At 42.3% G+C, this 26,222-nt stretch carries 24 protein-coding genes, 1 pseudogene and 1 riboswitch; of the genes and pseudogenes, 15 read left to right on the forward strand and 10 right to left on the reverse strand.

The window, feature by feature from the left end:
- Positions 1 to 325: 325 nt before the first annotated feature.
- A complete protein-coding gene (locus AC0VX1_RS02890; protein ID WP_475469798.1) occupies positions 326 to 2,371 on the reverse strand; it encodes a molybdopterin oxidoreductase family protein in 2,046 nt (681 codons plus the stop codon).
- 157 nt (positions 2,372 to 2,528) lie between these two features.
- Between AC0VX1_RS02890 and putP the strand changes: the two genes are divergently transcribed.
- The 4 genes from putP (at position 2,529) to megL (ending at position 8,027) form a co-directional block, all read left to right on the forward strand.
- Positions 2,529 to 3,998, forward strand: coding sequence for a sodium/proline symporter PutP (putP, locus tag AC0VX1_RS02895; protein WP_475469800.1), 1,470 nt, complete (start codon positions 2,529 to 2,531; stop codon positions 3,996 to 3,998).
- Between the two features lie 165 nt (positions 3,999 to 4,163).
- Positions 4,164 to 5,441 carry an ATP-binding protein gene (locus AC0VX1_RS02900; protein WP_475469801.1) on the forward strand — a complete coding sequence of 426 codons (1,278 nt, stop codon included), beginning with the start codon at positions 4,164 to 4,166 and terminating at the stop codon, positions 5,439 to 5,441.
- Between the two features lie 47 nt (positions 5,442 to 5,488).
- Positions 5,489 to 6,625 (forward strand): DEAD/DEAH box helicase, encoded by a 1,137-nt coding sequence (locus AC0VX1_RS02905; protein ID WP_475469803.1) that lies wholly within the window; start codon positions 5,489 to 5,491, stop codon positions 6,623 to 6,625.
- A gap of 226 nt (positions 6,626 to 6,851) precedes the next feature.
- Positions 6,852 to 8,027 (forward strand): methionine gamma-lyase, encoded by a 1,176-nt coding sequence (gene megL / locus AC0VX1_RS02910; protein WP_475469805.1) that lies wholly within the window; start codon positions 6,852 to 6,854, stop codon positions 8,025 to 8,027.
- Here the strand turns inward: megL and AC0VX1_RS02915 are convergent.
- Positions 8,024 to 8,761: a TspO/MBR family protein gene (locus tag AC0VX1_RS02915; protein ID WP_475469807.1), complete on the reverse strand. Its 738-nt coding sequence runs from the start codon at positions 8,759 to 8,761 to the stop codon at positions 8,024 to 8,026. The genes megL and AC0VX1_RS02915 overlap by 4 nt on opposite strands.
- A gap of 202 nt (positions 8,762 to 8,963) precedes the next feature.
- Positions 8,964 to 9,095, forward strand: a riboswitch (FMN riboswitch).
- A 146-nt stretch (positions 9,096 to 9,241) separates the two neighbouring features.
- Between AC0VX1_RS02915 and ribE the strand changes: the two genes are divergently transcribed.
- The 4 genes and pseudogenes from ribE (at position 9,242) to AC0VX1_RS02935 (ending at position 12,657) form a co-directional block, all read left to right on the forward strand.
- Positions 9,242 to 9,880 carry a riboflavin synthase gene (ribE, locus tag AC0VX1_RS02920; RefSeq protein WP_034305702.1) on the forward strand — a complete coding sequence of 213 codons (639 nt, stop codon included), beginning with the start codon at positions 9,242 to 9,244 and terminating at the stop codon, positions 9,878 to 9,880.
- Positions 9,881 to 9,898: 18 nt separating this feature from the next.
- Positions 9,899 to 10,537 (forward strand): annotated as a pseudogene (gene ribB, locus AC0VX1_RS02925) (3,4-dihydroxy-2-butanone-4-phosphate synthase); the annotation flags it as partial.
- Positions 10,538 to 10,614: 77 nt separating this feature from the next.
- Positions 10,615 to 11,085, forward strand: coding sequence for a 6,7-dimethyl-8-ribityllumazine synthase (ribH, locus tag AC0VX1_RS02930; protein ID WP_034305700.1), 471 nt, complete (start codon positions 10,615 to 10,617; stop codon positions 11,083 to 11,085).
- A 405-nt stretch (positions 11,086 to 11,490) separates the two neighbouring features.
- A complete protein-coding gene (locus AC0VX1_RS02935) occupies positions 11,491 to 12,657 on the forward strand; it encodes a DHH family phosphoesterase (protein ID WP_134784046.1) in 1,167 nt (388 codons plus the stop codon).
- Between the two features lie 48 nt (positions 12,658 to 12,705).
- Here the strand turns inward: AC0VX1_RS02935 and AC0VX1_RS02940 are convergent, their stop codons facing one another.
- Entirely contained in the window at positions 12,706 to 13,572 is an 867-nt protein-coding gene (locus tag AC0VX1_RS02940; RefSeq protein WP_057278615.1) for a YihY/virulence factor BrkB family protein, read from the reverse strand.
- A 400-nt stretch (positions 13,573 to 13,972) separates the two neighbouring features.
- Here AC0VX1_RS02940 and AC0VX1_RS02945 point away from each other — a divergent pair.
- A protein-coding gene (locus AC0VX1_RS02945) for an IS3 family transposase (RefSeq protein ID WP_475469810.1) occupies positions 13,973 to 15,315 on the forward strand; the annotation gives its coding sequence in 2 pieces (ribosomal slippage) (positions 13,973 to 14,414 and positions 14,414 to 15,315; 1,344 coding nt in all).
- A gap of 45 nt (positions 15,316 to 15,360) precedes the next feature.
- Here AC0VX1_RS02945 and AC0VX1_RS02950 read toward each other — a convergent pair.
- The 4 genes from AC0VX1_RS02950 to mreBH form a co-directional block, all read right to left on the reverse strand.
- The gene (locus tag AC0VX1_RS02950) at positions 15,361 to 16,587 is read right to left on the reverse strand and encodes a cation:proton antiporter (protein ID WP_475469812.1); all 1,227 of its coding nucleotides are present in this window, start codon (positions 16,585 to 16,587) and stop codon (positions 15,361 to 15,363) included.
- Between the two features lie 6 nt (positions 16,588 to 16,593).
- Positions 16,594 to 17,091, reverse strand: coding sequence for a cation:proton antiporter regulatory subunit (locus AC0VX1_RS02955; protein WP_034305691.1), 498 nt, complete (start codon positions 17,089 to 17,091; stop codon positions 16,594 to 16,596).
- A 52-nt stretch (positions 17,092 to 17,143) separates the two neighbouring features.
- Positions 17,144 to 17,707: a tyrosine-type recombinase/integrase gene (locus tag AC0VX1_RS02960; RefSeq protein ID WP_063577433.1), complete on the reverse strand. Its 564-nt coding sequence runs from the start codon at positions 17,705 to 17,707 to the stop codon at positions 17,144 to 17,146.
- Between the two features lie 265 nt (positions 17,708 to 17,972).
- On the reverse strand, positions 17,973 to 18,980 hold the full coding sequence (gene mreBH, locus AC0VX1_RS02965) for a rod-share determining protein MreBH (protein WP_057278618.1): 1,008 nt from the start codon (positions 18,978 to 18,980) through the stop codon (positions 17,973 to 17,975).
- A 276-nt stretch (positions 18,981 to 19,256) separates the two neighbouring features.
- Here mreBH and AC0VX1_RS02970 point away from each other — a divergent pair, with 276 nt between their 5' ends.
- The 6 genes from AC0VX1_RS02970 (at position 19,257) to map (ending at position 24,097) form a co-directional block, all read left to right on the forward strand.
- On the forward strand, positions 19,257 to 20,354 hold the full coding sequence (locus tag AC0VX1_RS02970) for an AbrB family transcriptional regulator (RefSeq protein ID WP_475469815.1): 1,098 nt from the start codon (positions 19,257 to 19,259) through the stop codon (positions 20,352 to 20,354).
- Positions 20,355 to 20,740: 386 nt separating this feature from the next.
- Positions 20,741 to 21,532 carry a flagellar motor stator protein MotA gene (motA, locus tag AC0VX1_RS02975; protein ID WP_475469817.1) on the forward strand — a complete coding sequence of 264 codons (792 nt, stop codon included), beginning with the start codon at positions 20,741 to 20,743 and terminating at the stop codon, positions 21,530 to 21,532.
- Positions 21,525 to 22,280, forward strand: coding sequence for a flagellar motor protein MotB (gene motB, locus AC0VX1_RS02980; protein ID WP_106027544.1), 756 nt, complete (start codon positions 21,525 to 21,527; stop codon positions 22,278 to 22,280). Before motA ends, motB begins: the two co-directional genes overlap by 8 nt.
- A gap of 45 nt (positions 22,281 to 22,325) precedes the next feature.
- Positions 22,326 to 22,601: a late competence development ComFB family protein gene (locus AC0VX1_RS02985; protein WP_057278620.1), complete on the forward strand. Its 276-nt coding sequence runs from the start codon at positions 22,326 to 22,328 to the stop codon at positions 22,599 to 22,601.
- Positions 22,602 to 22,728: 127 nt separating this feature from the next.
- Entirely contained in the window at positions 22,729 to 23,244 is a 516-nt protein-coding gene (locus AC0VX1_RS02990; protein WP_034305681.1) for a type 1 glutamine amidotransferase domain-containing protein, read from the forward strand.
- 106 nt (positions 23,245 to 23,350) lie between these two features.
- The gene (gene map / locus AC0VX1_RS02995; protein WP_034305678.1) at positions 23,351 to 24,097 is read left to right on the forward strand and encodes a type I methionyl aminopeptidase; all 747 of its coding nucleotides are present in this window, start codon (positions 23,351 to 23,353) and stop codon (positions 24,095 to 24,097) included.
- Between the two features lie 40 nt (positions 24,098 to 24,137).
- Here the strand turns inward: map and AC0VX1_RS03000 are convergent, their stop codons facing one another.
- The 3 genes from AC0VX1_RS03000 to AC0VX1_RS03010 are packed head-to-tail and all read right to left on the reverse strand — an operon-like array spanning position 24,138 to position 26,161.
- Complete coding sequence (locus tag AC0VX1_RS03000) at positions 24,138 to 24,380, reverse strand: DUF2164 domain-containing protein (protein WP_034305676.1); 243 nt, start codon at positions 24,378 to 24,380, stop codon at positions 24,138 to 24,140.
- Positions 24,381 to 24,392: 12 nt separating this feature from the next.
- Positions 24,393 to 24,908, reverse strand: coding sequence for a molybdopterin-guanine dinucleotide biosynthesis protein B (gene mobB / locus AC0VX1_RS03005; protein WP_057278621.1), 516 nt, complete (start codon positions 24,906 to 24,908; stop codon positions 24,393 to 24,395).
- The gene (locus AC0VX1_RS03010; RefSeq protein WP_475469820.1) at positions 24,896 to 26,161 is read right to left on the reverse strand and encodes a molybdopterin molybdotransferase MoeA; all 1,266 of its coding nucleotides are present in this window, start codon (positions 26,159 to 26,161) and stop codon (positions 24,896 to 24,898) included. The genes mobB and AC0VX1_RS03010 overlap by 13 nt, the downstream gene beginning before the upstream one ends.
- Between the last annotated feature and the right edge of the window lie 61 nt (positions 26,162 to 26,222).

Raw genomic sequence — 26,222 nt, forward strand, 5'->3', positions numbered from 1 at the left:
GAATCGGAGATAAAAATCCGAAATCGGAGATATAATCCGAGAATCGGAGATAAAATCCGAGAACCGCAGATAAAAATCCGAAATCGGAGATATAATCCGAGAACCGCAGATAAAAAGCCGAAATCGGAGATATAATCCGAGAATCGGAGATATATCATCCGAAAATCACAGATATAATTCTAGAACCGCAGTTATATAATCCGGAATCGGAGATAAAATCCTGGAATCGCAGATATATAATCCGGAATCGGAGATAAAAATCCGAAAATCGGAGATATAATCCGAGAATCGCAGATATAGTTATAGATTGCTAAACATTTCTTTACTATTGTTGGACTTTTTCAAGATCAACCCGTCCTGAAAAGAAAACGGCGCCATTACCCATATCCGCGAGGCGATCTGGGGTAAGGGAATTGATGTGTTGCTTTGTTTCGGGCGTATTCTGCCACAAGCCTTGGCTGACAAGAACGCCTGGTAACACATTTTCACCGGGAGCAGCGGTAAGCAAGCATTCACCGCGACCGTTCCAGATTCTAACCATATCTCCGGCGGCTATCCCCATTGTTTTGGCATCAGCGGCATTCATGTGCAGTTTCGGTTCCTTTTCCATGGAGATATGTTTGGCATTATTAGAAAAGGTTGAATTCAAGAAATTGTGATTAGGTGCCGGAATGAATAAAAATGGCAGGTCGCTGTCTTTTATGATAGGCGTATATGTGGGCAATGGCTCGAATCCATCCCGCTTCATCCGTTCGGAATAAAGTTCGATTTTACCGCTTGGTGTCGGGAGTTTGCCTGGGAACATCGGCTGCATTTTGGCTTTGACAAATTGATTCCTTGAAAGGGAGTCATAGGTGATGCCTTCCAAATGCGGGTTGTCGGGAAAATCCAGAGCCTGCCGTATCATATCTTCCTCTGAATCTCCAAATGCTTGTTCCCCAAATCCCATTCCAGCAGCCAACAGTTTGAACAATTCAACATTCGATTTCGATTCGCCATATTTTTCGACTACAGGTTTTTGTATTTGGACGTAATTATGCCAATATGAATTATAAAAATCCTCCGTTTCATAAGATGACGTGGCAGGAAGGACGAGGTCGGCAAACATGGCCGTTTCGGTTAAGAATAGATCATGTACCACTGTGAATAGATCTTCCCGCATTAGACCTTCCTGCACCTTATTTGCATTCGGAGCGACAAGTGCTGGGTTGGAGCCGTATACAAACATAGAGCGAATCGGGTTTTCTTTTTCCATAAGAGCTTGGCCGATTTGGTTCATATTAATGGTCCGGGTAGCTTTATTTCGCAATAAATCAGGACGTCTTAAGGCATTTATATTAAAGGCCAGATATCCTGAATTCCCTTTGATGGCTCCGCCGCCTTCCTCCATCCATTGGCCGGTAAGGGCAGGCAGGCAGGCAATGGTACGTACCGCCATGCCTCCATTGTCATGGTGCTGCAGGCCATTGCCTATCCGAACGAATGATGGGCTTGTGGTGCCATACATCCTGGCAAGTTCATATAAGTCATCAATGGGAACGCCAGTTATCGCGGAGACGGTCGCAGGGTCATATTGGCGGACATGTTCGCGCAATTCAGCAGCACCCACTGTGTATTCATCGAGAAAGGGCTGGTCGACTAGATTCTCGGCATAAAGAATATGCATTAATCCGAGGGCAAGTGCACTATCGGTGCCGGGCAGAATCGGAATGAACCAATCTGCCCACTTGCCGGTTTGGTTTTTATGAACGTCAATGACAACTACTTTGGCCCCGTTTTTTCGGGCTTGCTGGGCAAGCGTCACTTGGTGCATATTTGTGCTCACAGCGTTGATGCCCCACATGATGAAAAGCTTCGTATGAATCGTTTCTTCTGGATCGATGCCGAATGAACCACCCATTGTATAGCTGTATCCGACTGAGCCTGCCGCATTACAAATGGAACGCTCGAGCATGCTTGCGCCGAGTTTGTGGAAAAAGCGGCGATCCATCCCCTCGGCGCTGAGGTTGCCCATGTTTCCGTAAAAGCTATAAGGAAGTATGCTTTCCGGTCCATGCATTTCAATCAAGTCTTTCCATTTGGAAGTGATTGTATCAATGGCCTCTTCCCAGCTGATTGGAGCGAAATTCCCTTTTCCTTTCGGACCGATGCGCTTTAATGGCTGTTTTAAGCGATTGGGGTCATATAGGCGGGCAGTCATGTTGCGGACTTTGTTGCAAATATTCCCTTTTGTGACTGGATGATCAGGATCTCCTTGAACTTTAATGATTTTCCCATCTTTTTTGTGCAGCAGTAAACCGCATTGATCAGGACAGTCAAGAGAACAAACAGAGGGAAAGACTCCATCTGGCTGATTGATATAGGATTGCATGGCGTATTCCTCCTAAATGATTTATTCTAATAAAATGAATTTTCTTACTTATATTGAAAGTGAAATCGTTGAAAGGTGCAAGAACTTCTTAACATATGTTTTTTTTTCTGATAAGCTTACAAGATGAAAATTAACCTATAAATAGGAGGATTCATTTTTGGAATATGGAATTATAATATCAATTGCAATATACATGGCAGGTATGCTTTTAATTGGTTATTTGGCCTATCGGAAAACGGCTAACTTAACCGATTACATGCTTGGCGGCCGGAACTTGGGGCCGGCTGTAACGGCATTGAGTGCAGGGGCTTCCGATATGAGTGGCTGGCTGTTGATGGGTCTTCCTGGTGCGATGTACATAAGCGGGTTGAGTGCTGGCTGGATTGTCATCGGCCTGTGTGCAGGCTCTTATTTAAACTGGTTATTCGTGGCACCAAGGCTTCGGACATATACGGAAATTGCCGGCAATTCGATTACGATTCCCGACTTTTTGGGAAATCGGTTTAAAGATGGCTCCCGCGTCTTAAAAGTGGTATCAGCATCGGTCATTTTAATTTTCTTCACCTTTTATACCTCTTCAGGCATGGTGGCAGGCGGTGAGCTTTTCCGTACGGCTTTCAATTTAGATTACCGGTGGGGTATCTGGCTGACGGCAAGCGTTGTTATTCTTTATACATTATTTGGCGGATTCCTGGCTGTCAGCTGGACGGACTTTGTACAAGGTACAATCATGTTCATTGCCTTAATTCTAGTACCAGTTGTCACGATTGTAAATATTGGGGGCTGGGATCCCACCTTCAATGAAATAAAATCGATTAACCCGAATTTATTGCATGTTTTTGAAGGAACATCAACCATTGGCATCATATCTCTTCTGGCATGGGGGCTTGGTTATTTCGGGCAGCCTCATATAATCGTCCGCTTCATGGCGGTCTCATCTGTTAAAGAATTGAAAAGTGCACGGCGAATCGGCATGGGATGGATGATTTTTGCTATTGTTGGAGCGATGTTCACCGGATTGGTGGGGATAGCATATTTTAACCTGACAAATAGTCCTTTAGGGGATAGGAATGCTGAGTCCGTCTTCATCATATTAGCTAAAGAACTGTTTCCATCTTTAATTACAGGCTTCTTGTTGGCTGCGATTTTAGCAGCGGTCATGAGTACGATTGCATCACAGCTGTTAGTATCGGCAAGTGCTCTGACAGATGATTTCTATAAGCAGTTCATTCGGCCGAACGCATCTGATAAAGAATTAGTGCTGGTAGGTTGGTTTGGCGTATTGGCGATATCTGCCATTGCCCTATTATTGGCTTTTAATCCAAGCGGTACGATCCTTAAATTGGTTGGTTATGCATGGGCTGGTTTTGGAGCGGCATTCGGTCCTGTCATTTTGTTAAGCCTGTACTGGAAACGGATGACGAAATGGGGAGCCTTGGCGGGAATGATTGTCGGTACGGCAACCGTGATCGTCTGGGATATGATCGATAGGTTTGCTGAAATATACGAAATCATTCCTGGTTTCATCGCTGGTTCAATAGCGGTGGTCGTTTTCAGCTTACTATCGGCCAAGCCTACAAAAGATATCGAAGAAGAATTCAATCAAGCCATTAAAGACCTCTCTTGATTTATTGAAAATCCAGTAGTAATGCTGCTGGATTTTTTAACGATATAAAACAATGATTACTATATATATGTTACAATATCGATAGAGTCCTTATGTTGAAAACATGAGGGCTTTTTTTGAGTGATTTGGGAATAATAAACCAAAAAACAATACAAAGGAAAAAATATGAACCAATCTCATAAAATTGCATGTAAAGTGGCTTTTATATATATATTCATTGGGGTCTTATGGATTATCATTACGGATTACATCTCTATGACGCAGGCAAGGTCAGATGTTCAGATATATGCAATGTTTCAACATTCCAAAGGGTGGATGTTCATATTCATAACCGGACTTTTCCTGTACTTCATAATCAGGTATTGGACGGGGAAAATGCTGAGGTCCCAACAGGAATTCATTCTGAAGGATGAACAGTATCGGTCGCTGTTCAAGCATAACCCGGATTGTGTCCTTGAGCTGAATCTCGAAGGAAATGTCGTTTCGATAAACCCGGAAGCAGAAAAACTGTTAGGTCATCATAGTGAAAATTTGAAAGGCAAGAATGCGAATCATCTCATCAACTGGAATGAAAGTGATAAAGTAGCTAAATTCTTTCAACAGTCCCTTCAAGGGGAGGCTGTAAAATTCGAAACGACCATACAGAATAGCAGTGATGAACAACGGATAATCCGTGTAACTTTTTTACCGATCATCGTCCACTCGGAAATGCTTGGAGTATATGCCATCGTAAGGGATATCACCGAATTGCGGCGCGAAGAGGAATTGATGATCATGTCTGAAAAGCTATCTGTTATCGGACATCTGGCTGCAGCCGTCGCACATGAGATAAGGAATCCGCTGACATCTTTAAAAGGATTCGTACAGTTAATGGATATGACCCAGGAAGTGAACCCGCTGCATTCTGATATCATGTTGAAGGAAATTGACCGAATCAATATTATTTCAAGTGAACTTTTGGTTCTCGGGAAGAAACAGGATGTCGCATTCTGCAGGATCGATCTTGCCGACAGTTTACAACAGGTATTCACGTTGATGAAAGCAGAAACGAATTTGAATAATATCGAAATGGGGCTAAGGATTAAAACCGCCGAACCGATTTATATTATGGCTGATTCAATTGAACTTAAACAGTTGGTAATCAATATCGTCAAGAATAGCATTGAAGCGATCGAAGATAATGGGGAAATTGATATATCGCTGCAAATCATCGATGGACATGCTGTAGTCAGCGTAAGTGACAATGGCATGGGAATGGGACCCGAGCGCCTTGAACGGATTGGTGAGCCTTTTTACTCGACGAAGGAAAAAGGTTCAGGGATCGGGCTTGCAATTTGCCGGAAAATCGTTCATCGCCTTCACGGGGAAATGGATTTTGAAAGTGAGATAAACAAAGGGACGACGGTTACAATTCGTATTCCGTTGGCTACTGGACAAGAATAAATGGTACTATGAAAGATAGAAAAAGTTTTATATTAAAGGAGAACAATATGAGCGAATTACCTGCATTAATAAACGATAGAAAACCATATATACAAGAAGCCTGGAAAAAGTCCGGATTCGGACAACTTACCCCGATACAAACGAAAGCGATCCCCGTGATTGTCGAGGGAATGGATATCATGGCCGAATCACCGACAGGTACAGGAAAAACATTGGCATATTTACTGCCATTGCTGGAAAAGATTGATCCTGAAAAAAAATCGCCCCAAGCTTTGATTCTGGCATCATCACGGGAACTGGTCATGCAGATCAATGAAGAAATTCGCATTTGGTCAGAGGGAAGCGGCATAATGGGTGCAGCATTCATCGGCGGTGCTAATGTGAAAAGGCAGTTGGACAAACTGAAGAAGCGTCCACAGGTGATTGCTGGAACACCGGGGCGGATTTACGAATTGATTGCCCAAAAGAAACTGAAGATGCATGAAGTTAAGACGATAGTACTTGATGAAGGTGACCAATTGATCATTCCAGAGCATATGGGAACGATCAATAATATTATCAAAACAACACTAAAAGATCGGCAAATCATGGTGTTTTCAGCAACCCTGCCAGAGGAAACGGAAAAAGCGGCCAGGGGATTCATGAATGAACCCGAAATGATCAAGGTCGATAAAAATGAAAAAATGGAATCCAAGGTGGACCATCTTTACTTTGTTGTTGAGAGACGGGAGAAGTCCAAGATTCTCGAGAAAATCACAAGACTTAAAGATGTGAAGGCACTTGCCTTCCTGAATGATATTGCGGAGCTTAGCGTCTTACATGAAAAGCTGAGTTATAAAGGTATTGAAATGGGCGTGCTTCACGGTGAATCCAATAAAGTCGACAGGGAGAAAGCACTGCGTAAGCTTCGTTCCGGAAAATCCCCGATGCTGATAGCAACGGATGTAGCTGCCAGGGGGCTCGATATTAAAGGCCTTACTGCGGTCGTTCATATTGATATGGCTGACAATATCGAACAATATATCCATAGATCCGGGAGAACTGGGCGTGCAGGTGCAGATGGCACGGTCATTTCAATCGTAACGGAAAGAGAAGAGCGAGAGTTGAAAAAAATGGCTCGTGAACTGGAGTTACCATTAACGAGAGTAACCTTCTATGGTGGAAACATCGTAGTCGATGAATGATTCGCAAAAAAGGGACGGCCATGGCGGCTGTCCCTTTTTTTTGGAATTCACGTAAGAATTAAAAATTAAAAGAGGTGCTCAATTTGCAGGATCCAACTGAACAGAATGAAGCTTATTTTTACTAAATTCAGTGTTCATTTATGGGTGATAATCATGAATGAAAACGCTTCCTTAATATGGGTTTTTGACATATGATAGCAATAGACATAGGTTAGGGGGAAACGGTATGACAAGAAAGTATAAACAATTTGAAACGGCAGTCATCCATGAAGGATATGACTCGAAGAAGCATTTGGGAAGCTTGGCAACACCTTTATTCCAAACCTCAACATTCACTTTCGAAAATGCCGAGCAAGGGGAGAGGCGTTTTGCCGGTATCGAAGATGGATATATTTATTCTCGCCTTGGAAATCCAACGGTACAAGTGCTTGAAGAAAAGATTGCCGCACTGGAAGGCGGGGAAGCTGGCCTTGCTTTCGGTTCAGGCATGGCTGCCGTTTCAGCAGTACTTTTTGCGTTAACTAAAACAGATGATCACATCCTCTGCTCACAGGGGGTATATGGTTGTACATTTGGCCTTCTGCAGCTAATGAAAAATAAATACCGGATCACTCATGATTTTTGTGAAATGGATACTGAAGAACAGCTTAGGAAAATGATCCGGCCGGAAACGACCTGCATCTATGTAGAAACCCCGATCAATCCGACGATGAAAATGATTGACTTACAGATGGTGGTGAAAGTTGCGAAGGAATATAATGTGACGGTCGTAGTCGATAATACATTTTCGACGCCCTACCTACAGAGACCGCTTGAGTATGGCTGTGATATCGTCCTTCATAGCGCTACGAAATATCTTTGCGGGCATGGGGATGTCGTTGCGGGACTTGTCGTCGGTAAAAAGGAATTCATGAATCATATGGCTGGGACTACACAGAAAGATATCGGTGGAATCATTTCACCATTCGACGCCTGGCTACTATTGCGGGGGTTAAAGACCTTGCCCGTCAGGATGGACCGTCATTCGGCCAATGCAATGGCAATCTTTCATGAACTTAAGAACCATCCAAAGGTGAAAAAGGTATATTATCCAGGTGATGAAACTTCCCCGGATCATTATATCATGCAAAAACAGATGAAACATGGCGGCGGCCTTATCTCTTTCGAATTGCATGGCACAAAACAGGATGCACAGGAATTTCTCAATAAATTGAATCTAATTAAAATTGCCGTAAGTCTTGGGGATGCCGAAACATTGATCCAGCATCCCGCTACCATGACGCACTCTGCCGTTCCTGAAGATTCACGGGAACAAATGGGCATCAGTGACCAGCTGGTCCGTCTCTCAGTTGGCCTAGAAGCTTGGCAGGATGTATGGCAAGATCTTCAGCAAGCATTTTAGGCTACCATATTCCTTCTACTTTTTATGAATATGGTTATGGATATGATAAAAGTGATGGCAGCAAGGATATAAGAAATGTCCGTGATTACAGGATAGGCGGAGCTATTTCGTATCCCGATGCCTATGAACGCCCAAACGAATACGAGAGGATAGCACCAATCCCGGTTTTTACCTGCGAAGACAAAGGCCAGGATTGTTGCTGCAATCAGCAGGACGATCGTCCAGGTTAAACTGGAAACCCCAAAACCGTCCCATTTGATATAGGTTAGGTAATAAGAAATGTCAGCGATCGTTGCAACACTTACCCAGCCTGTATAGACGGAAAACGGAAATAGGTCGAAAGTAGTGTGTCCCACTTTTTTTATGCTTGTATAAATGACTATTAAAGTAGCCAAAAGAGCAATGATGATGAATACGGATAACAAATAGTGTTCATAGTGCCAAGCTAAAAGCCAAGCGCCATTCAGGACACAGCTTAAAGTGAACCAAGGGAAGGATGCCTTATAAGCAGGGCTGTTTTGATGTTTACTTAAAAACTGCCTGAATACCCAGATGGCGAGAAGGAAATAGATCAAGCCCCATATGGAAAATACATATCCGGCAGGAGTGAAAACGACATGAAGTTTATCGGAAATCTCTCCTGATGTCTGGCCGTTCAATGGCAGGAAATTGGCTAAAAAATTCATCGTGACGACGAACAGATAGAAAATCAGGTTGATGATGGAAATAAGCATTAAGCTTCCTCCTTATATGAAGTTTGATTCTCTAATCCTATTCCACATATTTAGCCTGCCTAACCTTTTTGGAGCACATCGGGGTTAATGGGGATCATTTTTACATAAAGTTAGGAAGTTCCTGTAACAATTGAACCATTTAAGGTTAGAAATTTTACATCTTCACTTTATGGTGATAAAATATTCAAAGATTCATATTATTTTAGTCCTTCGGGGTCGGGTGAAAATCCCAACCGGCGGTGATGAAGAAATTCTAAGCCCGCGAGCCTGTTAAAAGGCAGGATTTGGTGAGATTCCAAAGCCGACAGTACAGTCTGGATGGGAGAAGGACGTGTGGAACCCAAGTGTATACGTACGCCTAATTTTTCGAAAATGAAAATATTAGGCTTTTTAGGTATACAATTTTTTTCACTCATTTCTCCTGCTAACCCCTTAGGCCATCCTAAGGGGTTTTTTATATTTTATAAAAGGGGGAAAAACATGTTTACGGGAATCATTGAGGATATCGGTACCGTACATTCCTTGAAAAAAGGAAAAAGCAGTATGGAGTTATCGATTCGTTCTGAAAAAATCCTTGAAGATGTGCATCTGGGGGATAGTATTTCAGTCAACGGGGTCTGCTTAACGGTAACGTCCTTCACGAAAAGTTTATTTACGGTCGACGTGATGCCGGAAACGGTCAAAGCTTCCTCGATCCGGACGTTAAAATTGGGATCACCTGTTAATCTCGAACGAGCCATGAGTGCACAGGGAAGATTTGGCGGTCATTTTGTTTCAGGTCATATCGACGGAACCGGAACGATCATAAAAAAAGAACGGAAAGAAAATGCCGTATATTATGTAATCCAACTGGAAGAAGGGCTTAGTGCCTTTTGCATTCCAAAAGGTTCCGTGGCCATTGATGGAACAAGCTTGACGATATTTGGGATCGAAAGGAACCTTTTGACGGTATCATTGATTCCATTGACTCATCAGGACACCATATTGGGACAAAAAGCGGCTGGCGATATCGTTAACATCGAAAACGACATGATTGGGAAATATATAATACATCAAATGAAAAATGGCAATCCAAAACCAGGACTGAATTTAGAGTTTTTGGCAGAGCATGGATTCTAATAAAAGGGCGGTGTAATGATGTTCCATACAATAGAAGAAGCAATAGAAGATTTGAAGGCTGGCAAGGTAGTAATCGTGTCCGATGATGAAGACCGTGAAAATGAAGGGGATTTTGTAGTGTTGGCCGAAAAGGCGACACCGGAAGCGATTAATTTCATGGCGACTCATGGACGTGGTTTGATTTGTACGACCATCACTGAACAACTGGCGGCAAAATTGAAACTGCATCCTATGGTAGGCGAAAATACCGATCATCATTGCACTGCTTTTACGGTAAGTGTCGATCATAAAAGCACCTCTACAGGAATCAGTGCTTTTGAACGGTCCTTGACCATCCTTGAGCTTCTTAATGAAGATTCGGTCGCAGAAGATTTCCAAAGGCCTGGTCACACTTTTCCGATAGTCGCTAAAGAAGGCGGCGTATTAAGAAGGGCAGGACATACGGAGGCATCGGTGGACTTGGCGAAGTTATGCGGTGCCGCTCCAGCCGGTGTAATTTGTGAGATCATGAATGAAGATGGATCGATGGCCCGCGTATCCGATTTAGAAGTCATCGCTGATAAATTTAACCTGAAGTTCATTACGATAGCCGATTTGGTTCGGTATCTTCAACATAATGATCCAATCGGGAAACAGGAACTTGAAATGAACATCCCGAAAGCTTGAAAGATTTTTAAGGAATGAAATCTTAACATGAAAAAATTATTGTTTTTAAAAATTAGGAGGAATTAGACATGGGGAAAACTATTGAAGCACAATTAATCGGATCAGGATTGAAAGTAGGAATCGTGGTAGGAAGATTTAATGAGTTTATCACAAGCAAGCTTTTAGGAGGGGCAATGGATGGCCTTAAGCGTCATGGCGTTGATGAGAATGATGTTGACATCGCGTGGGTCCCGGGTGCTTTTGAACTTCCGTTAATTGCTAAGAAACTTGTGAATACAGGTAAATATGATGCGGTAATCGGTCTTGGAACGGTAATCAGGGGTGCTACTTCACATTATGATTATGTCTGCAATGAAGCAGCTAAAGGCATGGCTTCCGTTTCTTTGGAAACAGGTGTACCGGTTATCTTCGGTTTGCTGACAACTGAGAATATTGAACAAGCCATTGAACGTGCTGGAACAAAATCAGGTAACAAAGGCTATGAAGCGGCCGTTAGTGCAATTGAAATGGCCAACCTTGGAAAATTGATTGAACAGTGATTTCACATAAGGAAGCCGCAGGGAATGACATTCCTGCGGCTTTTTTTTGATGTGCCGGATCGTGGTCTGATTGAGTCAACTTTCTTCAACCATCTGGCAATTCTTTAAAGTTCGTAAAGTTAGCCATTGATCGATTAGCTAATGCTGCTCTTCGACACTCACCGAAACTCCTTCACTGGAAATACCCCGATTTCAAAGTAATGTGTTTTTTCATTATTTATTATTATAAATTATGGGGAATTAGGAATCATTAGGAAATTCATCGAAAAAAAAACGAACAAAAGCGTCACGTAATGGAAGCATGATAAAATATGCAGATATGATTATGCTACAATTGTAAAGATTGCAATTGAAATTCATGTCTTTAGGGAAAAGTAAATTTATTAGTTATTAGGAGGGGTTTGTGTGTACCATCTCTTTACACATAATGATTTGGATGGAGTCGGGTGCGGCATTGTAGCAAAGCTGGCATTCGGAGATGAAGTAGTGGTTAGTTATAATTCAATTGGTCGCCTTAATCAGAATGTAGGTGCATTTCTTGAGCAGGCCAAGATTGAAGATACATTGATCGTTACTGATCTATCGGTTGATGAAGATAATGAAAAAATGATTACTCAGTTTGTGGAAGATGGAGGCAAGGCGCTGCTGATCGATCATCATAAGTCAGCACTGCATTTGAACGAACATGATTGGGCATCTGTAACTGTCGAACAGGAAGATGGTAAACAGACGGCAGCCACATCATTATTCTATCAGTATGCAGTTGAAAATAAATTGCTGGAACCTTCAAGCATTGTCGCTGAATTCGTTGAATTGGTCCGTCAATATGATACTTGGGAATGGGAAGTCAATAAAAATACAACGGCAAAGCGATTGAATGACCTGTTTTTCATGATTCCGATAGAGGAATTCGAAATGAAAATCGCAAATAAGCTGTCCACGGCTGAAAGTTTCACTTTTGACGAAGTGGAGCAAACGCTTCTGAATGTTGAAGAGAGTCGAGTGGATCGGTACATAAACAGGAAAAAAAGAGAAGTTTATCAAGCTACGGTCGGTCCCCATACAGCTGGTGTTGTCCATGCAGAGTCATACCACTCGGAATTGGGAAATGAACTGTCGAAAGAGTTCTCACATCTGGATTATATAGCCATCTTGATGGTAGGAAGCAAAAGAATCAGCTTCCGGACAATCCACGATGATATAGATGTTTCTGAGGTTGCTGGCAAGTACGATGGTGGCGGCCACCAAAAAGCCGCCGGTTGTACGATGTCCGAAAAGGCATATAGCCAATATGTTGAAAAGACCTTCTATGCCGAGCCCCTTAAACGAGACGCACATAAGAATCAATTGAATGTAAAAGGATCCCCAGAGGGTTGCCTATATTCAACAAGAGACAAACAGGATATATTCATCTATGAAGATGAAGAAGAGGAATGGATTGTTGAAATCAACGGAAAACAACAGAAAAAAACATTCGATACATTTGCGGAAGCGGAAAAATACATGAAGCGGAAATACGCTGCATGGCTGGCCCATGATGAAAGATATGAAGAGTTTGTCAATAAGGGTTAATTAGAAAGGCGGCTGTCCGAATGGGACAGCCGCTTTTCAATCTTGATTTTATCTTTTAAGCGGGACAGGATGAACGATCGTGCGTGACTGTTTTTTTGGAATGGAATTTTGGCGATGAAGAATTGCATTGATTTCTCCGCCGATCACAAAAATCAGACCACTCAAATACAGCCATAGCATCAAGATGATGACGCCTCCTAAACTGCCGTAAGTGGAAGAGTAGTTGGCAAAGTTACTGACATAGAATGAAAATCCAAGTGATATTCCAAGCCAAAGTACAGTTGCGGTAACTGCGCCAGGGATGACATGTTTAATGGGGAAACTTTTATTCGGTGCAAAGCGATATAAAAAGGCCAGGACAAGTGAGATGACCACAACCGCGATGACCCACCGTAATAAGCTGAATAAGATTTGCGTTTCTTCTGGGATCGGAATGACCTGCTGTAATAATTCGATGATGACCTTTCCAAAGACGGGGAGACCTAACATGACGATGAATGCTACAACCAGGCCTAATGTCAGTATAATGGAAATGAAGCGGGCTTTAATGAAATTCCTTGTTTCTTCCACATCATAGGCGATATTCATGGAATGGATGAACGCGTTCATTCCGTTGGATGCGGACCATATCGTTCCAAGGATACCAAAGGTCAGTAAGCCGCCGTTCCGTTCAGATAATATGTTGATGATATTTTTCTCGATGACTTCCATCGTTTCCGCAGGCATGAAGGTTTTGATTGTGTCGAGGGCTGTCTGAATATCGATGTTCAGATAAGGTAATATGGACAGCAGTAATATGAGCAAAGGGAATAGTGCCAGTAAATAGTAATAAGCTTGTTCTGCTGCCAGCCCGGTCACACGATCTTCCTTTATTTCTTTAATAAGTTTCTTTGAAAATTGGATCGACTTATTCATCTGGGCATCACTCCTGAATAGTTACTTAGGTTATCTGCTTCTATTCCCTTTGTTCATGTAAGTTAATCCTCAAAAGAAAAGAAATTGAAACCTCTAATCCGGGCACTTGTAGAAGCTTGTGACAATGACATAGCCCGTAAAATTGGAGAGAGGCAAGTTTTAAATCCTCAGTAAAGAAATATCCCTCAATCTCGAAAGTTTCTAGAATAACTGTGAATAGGTGCTGTTGAAACTTCAAGTACGGCACCAATACTACTACTAGGTATGATTTTATGCCCGCTTTCTTACAAGTATTATCATGTTAGTGAGTTATGAAAGGTAAGCAGAAAAAAGGCCAGAAAGCAATTTTGAACTGCACCCCAATTGTTAGACACATCTAACAATTGGAGGTGCTTTTTTTATGACAAAATATTCATTAGAGTTGAAATTAAAAGCGGTCCTTGCTTATTTAGAAGGAATGGACTCATTCAGAACTGTAGCCAATCAATTTAATATCAGTTTAACTCCTTTAAAGCAATGGGTGGCGCATTATAAAGAACATGGGTTAGAAGGGCTAATGTCCACCTATACAAATTATGATATTAGCTTTAAGATGGATGTACTAAACTATATGAACGATTTTGGAGTGTCTAGTACCCATGCAGCTGCTGTGTATAACATTGCTTCTCCTTCTACTATTACTAATTGGCTAAAGCAATTGGAGGAGTACGGAGTTGACGCTCTTGAAACGAAGAAAAAGGGGCGTCCATCCATGAAAAAAGAAACGAAGAAAAAACCAGTAGAAGGGTCATTAGAGGCATTACAGGCTGAAAATGAAAGATTACGTGCAGAGAATGCATATTTAAAAAAGTTGAGAGCCTTAGTTCAAGAAAGCAAAGCGTCCGAACGCAAAAAGCGAAAGTAGTACATGAACTAAGGGGAGATTTTAATTTAAAGCTACTTCTGTCCATCGCAAATCTCTCAAGGAGTACCTATTACTATTGGATAAACGCCTTCGGGCGTCAGGATAAATACGAAGAAGTAAAGCCAGTTATCCAGGAGATATTTCATACGAATAAAGGGAGATATGGGTATCGTCGCATTACATTGGAATTACGTAATAGAGGGATTTCATTGAACCATAAAACGGTCCTTCGATTGATGAAGGAGTTGGGACTAAAGTGTCTGGTCCGTATGAAGAAATACCGTTCATACAAAGGCAAGATTGGAAAGGTTGCGCCTAATATCCTCAATCGTAATTTTAAGGCAACAAAGCCAAATCAAAAATGGGTTACGGACGTAACTGAATTTCATTTACACGGTGAGAAATTGTATTTATCGCCCATTCTAGACTTATTTAATGGAGAGATTATTGCTTACAATATCGAATCACGTCCTGTTTATCCCTTAGTCTCCAAGATGCTTGACCAAGCCTTTATGCGATTGGAATCGAAAGATTCCCCCGTTCTCCATTCAGATCAGGGCTGGCATTACCAGATGAAACAATACTCACATGATTTGAAAAGACATAACATTATACAAAGCATGTCCCGCAAAGGAAATTGTCTCGATAATGCGATTATTGAAAACTTCTTTGGCTTATTAAAATCCGAATTACTCTATCTTCAAGAATTTGAAAGCATGGAGCATTTCAAACAAGAACTGGAAGAATATATCCATTACTACAATCATCAACGAATCAAGGTAAAATTAAAAGGCATGAGCCCAGTAGATTACCGGGTTCATGCCCTCAAGGCTGCCTAAGTAAATATAGTGTCTAACTTTTTGGGTTCACTTCACCTTTTTCTTCTATTGGACTTCTTTTTCCTGTTTCTTTTGAACCTTCGGAGGGGTCCATTTGAATACTTTATTTAGGATATTATAGATGTGTTTGGATTCTTTTGTAAGGATGGGCCCAAGAATCGCTAAGGTTAAAACATAAAGTGCTGCAAACGGGGTTAGTATAGGCATTAAACCTCCTGCAATGCCTAAGTTGGCTAAAATGATGGAGAATTCGCCGCGTGAAACGATCGTTAAACCGATGTTTGCGGAAGCTCTGTGAGATAAACCGGATTTGCGTCCGGCAATCATACCAGCTGCAAAGTTACCGATTATGGTGATGATGACGGCACCAAGAACCATCCAGACAGCTCCGCCAAGGGTCGTCGGATCGATACTCAAGCCAAAGCTGAAGAAAAATATGGCCCCGAAGAAGTCTCTGAAGGGAATGACAAGTTTCTCGATCCTGTCGCTATGCTCCGTTTCAGAAAAGACCAGGCCGAGAAGTAATGCACCAATGGCTTCCGCAACATGAATCGTTTCCGAGAAACCGGCGATGAAGAATAGTAATGCGAACACGACGATGATAAAAATCTCATCGGAGGTTATATTGAATAATTTGTTAAGGACCCCAGATGCTTTCCGGGCGATAACGAAAAATATCAGCATATACCCAATCGCGATAAATGTAGAAAGTAATGTTCCCCAAACGGAACCAGAAGAGCTTAATACCAATCCAGATACGACTGATAAATAAACAGCGAGGAAGATATCTTCAAACATGATGATGCCAAGGATTAACTCCGTTTCATTGTTACCGGTCCTTTTAAGGTCCACAAGTACCTTTGCCACGATGGCGCTTGAAGAAAAACTGATGATCCCGGTTAATATCAGGACCTCTTTTAATGGAAGACCTAGCAGGAAGCCATACAGCAAGGCCATTCCCACGTTGATTAAAATGTAATAGGTTCCGCCTGTCACGATACTTTTCCCTGACTTCATAAGCTTTTTGACGGAAAATTCAAGCCCAAGGTAAAACAGAAGGAATAAAATACCGACACGACCGAGGAATGCTATGATTTCATCACTTTCAATGAAACGCAGGTCAATTAATCCGAAGTGCGGGGCATGGGGTCCAACGAGCATCCCGATGATAATTAATAACGGAACATTTGATATTTTGAATTTACCTGCAACGAGAGCGGCTAATGCCACTAGAAGTAGGGCAGTTCCCACTTCAAAGACTAAATGATCCATATGAGCTTAGTCACTCCTTTCGTCGGTCAATAATTCTCTTATCAGGTTACGAATATCTTTTCTTTCACCGGATATTACAAGGGTGTCGCCTGTTTCGATGATGGAGTCTGGACCAGGATTATTCAGTTGTTTTTTGCCTTTTTTAGAATGGGCGATGACGGTCACGTTATAATTGCTCCTGATATCAATCGAACCGATCGTTTGATTGATGGCCTTTGAACCGGGTTCGACTTTGAACCATTCGATCACCAAGTCACCCAAGGACATTTCAATTGTTTCAAGTGCTTGTGGTTTATAGACCATGCCGCCTATGATGGAAGCCAGTTGCCGGGATTCCTGATCATTAAGGGTGATGCTCGATATGACGTCCTCATGTTCATTATCAAAATGGTATAATTCCCGACGGCCATCATCGTGAATGACGATTACTAACTTTTCATCATTTCTCGTTATGATTTCGAATTTTTGGCCAATGCCAGGAAGTTCACTTTCTCTAATTTTCACTGGAATTCCTCCTTAAAATGTTGGTTAGAGTTAATAGAAGATAGCAGAATGTTTATAAGTTAACGTCAATATTCGTCTTGAATTTCTTCTCCTTGGATAAACCGATGTATTTTAATGTCTCCGATGGACTGGAATGATGGTAATGCTTCTGTATCAAGGCCAGAGACACGCCTTGTTTATAGGCATGGTAGCCAAAAGTCTTACGCATCGAACTTGCTCCGAATTTGCCTGTAAGCCCTGCACCTTCCACAGCATCATGGATGATTCGGTGCGCCTGTTGACGTGTAATCGGCTTTTTTGTCTTAGGGGAAAGAAATAAAAACTGACCTTCGATAACCTTCGAGCCTTTAAGGTATTCTTGTAGGGCGGTACGGACTTTCAGGTTCAAATAAATTTGGTTGACTTCGTCAGTTTCCGTCCGTTGCTCATAGAACTCCTTGATTTTGCCCGTTTCATCCAGAACGCTGGCGACGGTGATTTCGAGCATTTCATTTATCTTCATACCTGTATTGATGCCGAGTACAAACAATAAATAATCCCGACTGGAGTGAGCGCGTAAGTATGTTTTTATTTTGCTGATTTGATTGATATCCTTAAAGGCTTCTACATATTCCATAGATCTTCTCCTCTTACCAATGTAACATAATTATATTATAACACAAGTTATGTAACATTGCATGCAATTAGTTCTGCACGTGATGCCTACCCAATCAGTAATGCTTGCTTTCGAACGTAAAAAATCCTTTTCCTTATTCTCTGCTCAAACGAGGTAAAATATTTTCGGGAAGTTATTTAATGTGGAGATTGTGTTTGCATCATGGGGGGGGAATCGGTCTGGAATGATAAAAAAAGAAACCCCAAGTTGGGGTTTCCTAATCTTTTTAGTACACGGCTTTTTGTAATTTGTGAATGACCTCAAGTGAAAGCCCGGTTCCGATGGCAACTGATTCAAGCGGGTTATCCGCAAGTTTGACAGGGACGACGATTTCATTCGTCAGCCATTCCTGTACCCCGTTGAGAAGTGCACCCCCGCCGGATAAGATGACTCCTTGATCGACGATATCGCCGCTCAATTCAGGAGGACAATCTTCCAAAGTGGCCCTTATTGCTTCCAGTATATGAAGAAGCGATTCCTGGATGGCTTCCTGGACGTCAGTGGATGATATTGTAATCGGTTTTGGTAGCCCTGTTACAAGATCGCGGCCCCTGACTTCCATGGTGATCACGGAATGTTCAACGAGTGCGTAGCCGATTTCTTTTTTTATTTCCTCGGCTGTTCTTTCCCCAATCAGCACATTATGTTTTTTCCTGACATATTGGCTGATATCTTCATCCAATTGATCTCCGCCAATTCTGATTGAATTGCAGGAAACGACGCCGCCATAAGAAATGATTGCGACTTCAGTCGTTCCGCCGCCGATATCAACGATGACATTGGCAACGGGCTCTTCGACAGGCAGGCCCGCACCTATTGCTGCCGCTACCGGTTCCTCGATAAGGTGGACCTGTTTCGCTCCGCAGCTTTTGACTGCATCCTGAATGGCCCTTCTCTCAACCGAAGTGGAACCTGATGGTGTACAGACCACTACACTAGGTTTGCGAATCGATAAACCTAGGGCCTTGCTTGCTTTTTTCATGATTTCCTTAAGCATTTGCGCGGTCACATTAAAATCCGCAATGACACCATCCTTAAGCGGACGGATTGCCACGATATTGCCGGGTGTTTTCCCGATCATGTTTTTTGCATCAACACCGACTGCCAATACTTTATTAGTCTCTATATCAATGGCCACCACAGATGGCTCATTAAATACGATTCCTTTATTTTTACTGTAAACTAGCGTATTTGCAGTTCCTAAGTCAATGCCTATTTCTGTATTTGATAACATCTAGTCACCCCTCCATAAGAGTTTGACCCCCTATATATATTATTCTACCTTTTATTGCGAGTTTGTGGGGGTGGGAAATCTAGTAAATGGTGGAAGTGCCATGCTGTTTCTTTTCATGGAGCGAAAACATGATTAAATATAAAAATTGCACTGGAGAAGGTATCACTGCTGCGCTCCTCGCTTCAGTCGAAAACAAGCGTGGATGACAGCTTTGAACCAACTTATTTTATGTTAAGATATAGATGAAAAAACCGCTTAGATAAAGAAGGTAATTTTGTGAGTGTAAATTTAATCGAGAGTAAGAGTTTTAGAATCATTTTTACAGCTTTTCTAGCATTCCTGGGTGGTTACGCGTTTAATAGCCATGGCATATACCTGCCATGGATGCTAGGACCATTATTCGTCGTGATGATTGCGAAAGTGAAGTTAAGGAAGTACTTATATTGGTCCAAAACCTTTAGAAGTACTGGATTGGTCATTCTAGGTTTACAATTGGGCAGTTCATTCACGAAACAATCGTTAAATGAGATGATTGAATATCTGCCTGTAATGCTTTTTACGACAATCGCAATCATTTCATTTACAGTGTTGACTGGCTGGTTTATCGGAAAACGAATGAACTTATCCTTGGGCACATCCATGCTTGGCAGTTTCCCGGGAGGTCTTTCCCAGATGGTGGTCTTAAGTGAGGAAATGAAGGATAGTGATGAAACGGTTGTAGGTTTCATGCAAACACTGCGGGTCATCCTGGTAATTTCCATTGTCCCTTGGATTGTGACTCATGTAATGTCAGTTGAACCAGGTGCGGTAATGGCCGTAACGGAGCGGCCGTTTTTCTTTTTTGAATATGATGGGAAATTAGCAATCATGATGTTGTTAACCTTGATAGTGTTCATTTTCATCACAAAGAAAGCCAATTTTCCGCTGCCTTTTTTGCTAGGACCTCTCATGGCCGCAGCACTATTCAATTTAGCAGGCCCAGGTGCCCCGCAGATTCCTGACTTTTGGTTGAATCTGTCGCAATTGTTGATCGGCGCACATTTAGGCTACACACTGAAGGTAGATAATCCCCGACTTTTCAGAAAGATGTTCGGAGCCGTATTCGTCAGTAATGTCCTATTGATTGGATTTTGCTATTATCTTTCCATTCAGTTTGCCCCGACCCTATCTTTACAGGCAAATGAACTTTTTTTGAGCATGGCCCCAGGCGGCGTCGCCGAAATGGCAGTCACAGCCATGTCTGTGCATGTGGATTTATCCGTTGTCACAAGCTTTCATTTATTCAGGATCTTATTCATTTTATTTTTTCTGTCCCCCATCATAAAATGGCTGGCCGGAAGAAATCATGGAAAACAAGAACAGGGACAAAGCTGACAGGCTTTGTCCTTTTCTTTCGGAAAAACTGAAGAGTGAGAAAAAATGTCAGGCGATATACGGAATTCACGAGTAAAAGCACGAAACTCACGAGTAAAAGCATGAAACCCACGAGTAAAAGTGTGAAACTCACGAATAAATGCGTGAAAACAACGAGTAAATGAGTATATTCCAGATGTTATGAGAAAATCATGTACGGAACATGCTTGAGGTTCCATTCTTGAAGGAATATTTGTGCTGTTGATAAGCTCATGCAGGCAATAAGGTGGGAAGATTTTGTGATGATTTAATGAAAATTGAAACTGAATAGTAAAATAATCCTCACTTTTTTTGAACTTCATCCGATATAAGGAGGAGACGAGACTTTAAATGAATGGGTGAGTATTATGGATATAACATCAGTTTTGGGCGTAGTTCTTGGTATTGTGGCCATCTTAGTCGGAATGGTGTTGAAAGGTGTTAGTGTAACGGCGCTGATTAATCCGGCGGCTATTTTGATCATCATTGTAGGGACGATAGCTGCTGTCGTAACGGCTTTCCCTTTGTCGGAATTAAAAAGACTGCCAAAAATATTCAAGATTTTATTCTTTGAACAAAAATTGACAAAGCCGGAAGATTTAATAAAGAACTTTTCGGAATGGGCGGTCATTGCCAGGAAGCAAGGCTTATTGGCCTTGGAAAGCATTTCGGATCAGGTGGATAATGCCTTTTTGAAAAATGGCTTGAACCTTGCAGTCGAAGGTCAGAGTGCCGATTATATTCGTGATATTTTAGCAGAGGAAATAGACGCGATGGAAGAACGTCATTTAAGTGCGGCGGCGATTTTCAGTCAAGCCGGTACATACGCACCGACGCTTGGCGTATTGGGTGCCGTAATCGGGCTGATTGCTGCATTGGGGAATATGGCTGACACAGAGGCATTGGGACATGCCATATCTGCAGCGTTCGTCGCGACCTTGATGGGGATTTACACGGGGTATGTGTTATGGCATCCATTTGCCAATAAGCTCAAACGGAAATCGCAGCAGGAAGTCAGGATCAAAGAAATGATGATTGAAGGGATTTTATCGATCATCGAAGGGGAAGCGCCGAGAACGATCGAACAGAAATTAACATCATATTTGCCTGCTGGAGATCGTAAAAAGTGGTTGGAAGGCGATGTGAGAGATAATGGCTAGGCGCAAAAAGAAACAAAGGCATGAAGAGCATATCGATGAATCATGGCTGGTTCCCTATGCCGATATCTTAACATTGCTTCTTGCGCTTTTTATCGTCTTGTTCGCTTCAAGTTCGGTTGATGCAGTAAGGTTCCAGCAGTTGTCCAATGTATTTAACCAGGTTTTTACAAGCGGAACGGGTTTTATGGATTTTCCTAGTGATTCCCCCAGCAATGAGCCGACGTCGCCCGAACAAAGAACAGGTGCAGAAGATCTTGAGAAGCTAGGGAAAAACGAGCAGGAAGAACTTACGGAAGTTCAGGAGCGCGTAAATGCCTATATCGAAAAAAATGATTTAACGGATAAATTGGGAACGAACCTTACGGATGAAGGTATGTTGATTTCAATTAGGGAAAACGTGCTGTTCGAATCGGGTGTGGCCGAGGTGAGGAGTGAAAACCGTAAAATGGCTAAAGAAATCTCGGGGTTACTGGTCATGGACTTACCCAGAAACATCATCGTAAGCGGACATACCGATAATATTCCTATTAAAAATTCCAAGTATGAATCCAACTGGGACCTGAGTGTGATGCGATCCGTGAATTTTATGAAACTTCTCCTCGAAAATAAGGATTTGGATCCCGAAATGTTCAGTGCTAAAGGACATGGGGAATTCAAGCCGGTTGCTTCCAATGAAACGAAAAAAGGAAGGGCGAAAAACCGGAGAGTTGAAATCCTAATTGTTCCACGGACAGCGATAAATGAGTGAAAACCTGTCAGGAATGGATGGGTTTTTCTTTTTGAAGGAGAATATATGGAAAGAGAATACACAAATGTGATGGAAGAAATCGTTGTGACATGGGTGCAGGTTTTAATGTCAGGTATAGAATACCAAACATTTTGTTCGTGCAGGAAATGTAAAAATGACATCATCACATTATCATTGAATAACCTGCCTAATTACTATGTAACCACGGAAGTAGGTCGGATTAGGATATTTGGGAATTTGAATACAGAAGAAAACAGGAAATGGATCAATAAAAGAATCATCAATGCGATACACGTTGTTGGCCAGTATCCTAAACATTGATTCGCGGTATTTTACTCATGGACAGAGGGTCAACTATTAATTATGTGTTTTATTTATCGTGTCAGAGGGAACATAAATAAAGTGCAGAGTAGGTTCATTCGACCAAAAATTGAGGAGATGAATGATTATGGGTAAAAAAATCGCATGTGTAGTAACGAATATGTTTGAGGACTCGGAGTATAGTGAACCGGCAAAAGCATTTGAAGAAGCTGGCCATAAGGTAACGACGATTGAAATGGTGAAAGGGAAAACGGTTAAAGGGAAACAAGGGGAGGTGGAAGTCGAGATTGATGAAAGCATCGACTCGGTGAAACCGGAAAGTTTCGATGCGTTATTCATCCCCGGTGGGTTCTCGCCTGATCAACTGCGTGCTGACGAACGCTTCGTATCTTTCGCAAAATCGTTCATGGATGATAAAAAGCCTGTATTTGCGATCTGTCATGGACCGCAGTTGCTGATTACGGCCAAAACACTTGAAGGACGCCACGCAACAGGGTATACATCCATTAAAGTCGATATGGAGTATGCAGGTGCCACATATTTGGACAAAGAGGTTGTGGTTTGCGGCAACCAGCTTGTAACCAGCAGGACTCCTGAAGATCTACCGGCATTTAACCGGGAATCGCTCAATCTATTGAAATAATGAAAAATCCCGGCGGCTGCCGGGATTTTTCATTTTAAAGGATTCATATACTTCAATCTTTGCAGTAAAATAAAAGGAGAGACGAATAAAAAAGGAAGTGTCACGATTGATCGTATTAAAATCTGCACGTGAAATTCAAGCGATGCATGAATCGGGTAAAATTTTGGCAGCTTGTCATAGGGAGATTGCAAAGTTGATTGTTCCTGGTGTGACAACATGGGAAATAGAAGAATTTGTTGAAGGATTCTTAAAAAAACATGGTGCGAAGCCGGAACAAAAGGGTTACAAAGGGTATGAGTATGCGACATGTGCCAGCATAAATGAAGAAATCTGTCATGGTTTCCCTCGTAAGACCCCTTTGAAAAACGGAGATATCGTAACGATTGATATGGTCGTCAATTATAATGGGGCCCTTGCTGACTCTGCTTGGACGTATACGGTCGGTAAGGTTTCAAAGGAAACCGAACATTTAGTGAATGTGACGAAGGAATCTTTATATAAGGCAATTGAAGTATGTGTGGAAGGCAATCGGATTGGAGATATAGGTCATGCCATACAAACATATGTCGAAGCGGAAGGCTTCTCTGTCGTTCGTGATTTCATCGGACACGGGATAGGGAATGTCATTCATGAAGAGCCTCAGGTTCCGCATTATGGACTGCCGAATAAAGGTCCGCGTCTTAAGGAAGGAATGGTATTCACCATCGAGCCAATGGTAAACGTAGGTACATATAAAGCAAGCCGGAATCCGAATGGATGGACGGCATCCACAGCAGATGGGAAATACTCGGCTCAATATGAGCATACGATTGCCATAACGAAAAACGGTCCGTTGATTCTAACCGAACAATGAACATTAAAAAACAGCATCGTTTATGATGCTGTTTTTCATTTTAATCAATGGGGCGTTCCAATGAGTACAAATCCTCTTCGATATTTCCTAATCTGTCCTCCATGACTTTTTTAGCATCTTTGATCCCTTCATTGTAAATAAAGGGAGCGATATTTTCGAAAATGAACTGCAAGTGATTTTCAGCAGCAATTTCACCGATTTCCTTCCCATGTTCCTGATAAACATATTCTTGGATACTTTCGATCATTTTACGGCGTTTTTCTATGGGGAATTGAATGAACATTGTCCCACTCCTTCATATTTGTTCTAAAAACCATGTAATGAATTGATCCGAATCCAAAGGGAAGACAGGTACTGAAGCATGATTCCTGGTTCGCTCAAGACATTCGGGCCAAGCCACCGCTGCCTTGACATTGGTAAGCCGTTCCAATAACGGGAGGTCACTTTCTTCCTTGATTAAAATGACCTTGGGAAAATCCTCTTGCTTATACCCTTCAATTAAAATCACATCAGGGAGAAATAGACAAAGTAATTGAATCAGCTCAGTGATAGGGGCGCTCCCCCTGAATTTGCCGAGCAGCTCGATTGTTCCATCTCCTTCAACAAGTGAAGCGGCCGCCCCGGCAAGAAAGTGTTTATTGGAATCCTTCGTGCCTGTAACATCTGGTTTTCCGCCATGTCCATGATGTTTTAAAACGGCTGTCTCTAATTTTGCTTCGCGCAGCTTTTTGATTAAATTCGTTATGAAGGTCGTTTTTCCTCTATTTTGGTAGCCAACCACCTGAAAAATAAAGGGCTTCACCAAGGCCATTTGGAACCTTCCTGATCATCGAGGAGAAGGATGTCCACGAAGTCTCCCGTTTGGAAACCACGTGTCCCCCCAGGTAAGACGGTCAGTGAATTGGCACCTGCCAAGCTTGTTGTAATATTCGATTTATCCACACCGCTTGGAATTACCTTCAACTGGCCGGATTCGTAAAATAATCGGGTGCGAAGCAGACGTGAGAATGGATTGGGTTTTAAGAAGTCCTCTGCCAATTGGGCCGTCTCTTTTCTTAAATGCGGATATTCCGAGAACAGCATGGTGCGGATGATCGGTCTTGCAAATAGTTCAAAGCCGACATAACTGGCGGATGGATTGCCGGATAAACCGAATAAAAATTTGTCATTATATACCGCTACGGTCGTCACGCTGCCGGGACGCATGGCCACTTTGTTGAATAATACATCGGCGCCAATCTTTTGATAAATATCCGGGAGAAGGTCAAAATCACCGACAGAAACTCCTCCTGTTGTAATGAGCAAATCCACTTCCTCCAACGCAGTTGAAATGGCCTCGTAGCTTAATTCGAATTCGTCCTTAAGCTTTCCATAAAAACGGACTTCCCCCCCGGCCCTCCGAATTTGGGCGGAGATGGCATGTGAGTTGCTGTTGCGGATTTTCCCAGGCTGCAACGGTTCATGAACATCAAGCAGTTCCGATCCCGTAGCGAATAATCCGACGACAGGCTTCCTGGCAACTGGCACTTCGTCATAACCGAATGTTGCCAGCAAGCCGATGATCCCTGGATTGATCGCTGTTCCTTTTTTTACAAGAACATCGCCTTTCTTTGCATCCTCGCCCTGAAAAGAAACGTTTTCGCCTTCCTTAAGTGAGCGTTTAAATGATATGTACTTCTTTCCGTCCTTTTCGAATTCCTTCGTAAGTTCAAGCATGATTACGGCATCACACTCAGCTGGCATTTGGGCTCCAGTCATGATTCTTGCCACTTGATTTTTTTGAACGGGAATAGTCGATACCATACCCGCAGCCAACTCTTCCACCACTTCGAACTCGAGGGGGTTATTTATGGAACCTTCAGAAGTATCCTTGGACCTGAGGGCGAATCCATCATATGGGGAGCGGTTAAAATGCGGAACATCATTTGTAGCTACAATATCCTGAGCTAAAAAGCGGTCTTGGCTGTCCTCGAGGGGAATCAGTTCCACATGTCCTGTTAATTTATGCTTCATCACTTTTTCCACTGCTTCTGCGATGCTGATGGGCGTTCTTCTTTCTACCATGCCTACAACTCCTGTCCGTTTTCAATTTCTATATCAAATGTAGCAGAATTTTTTTGAAAAT

The organism is Peribacillus sp. QJM3NY_7 (genome assembly GCF_056173225.1).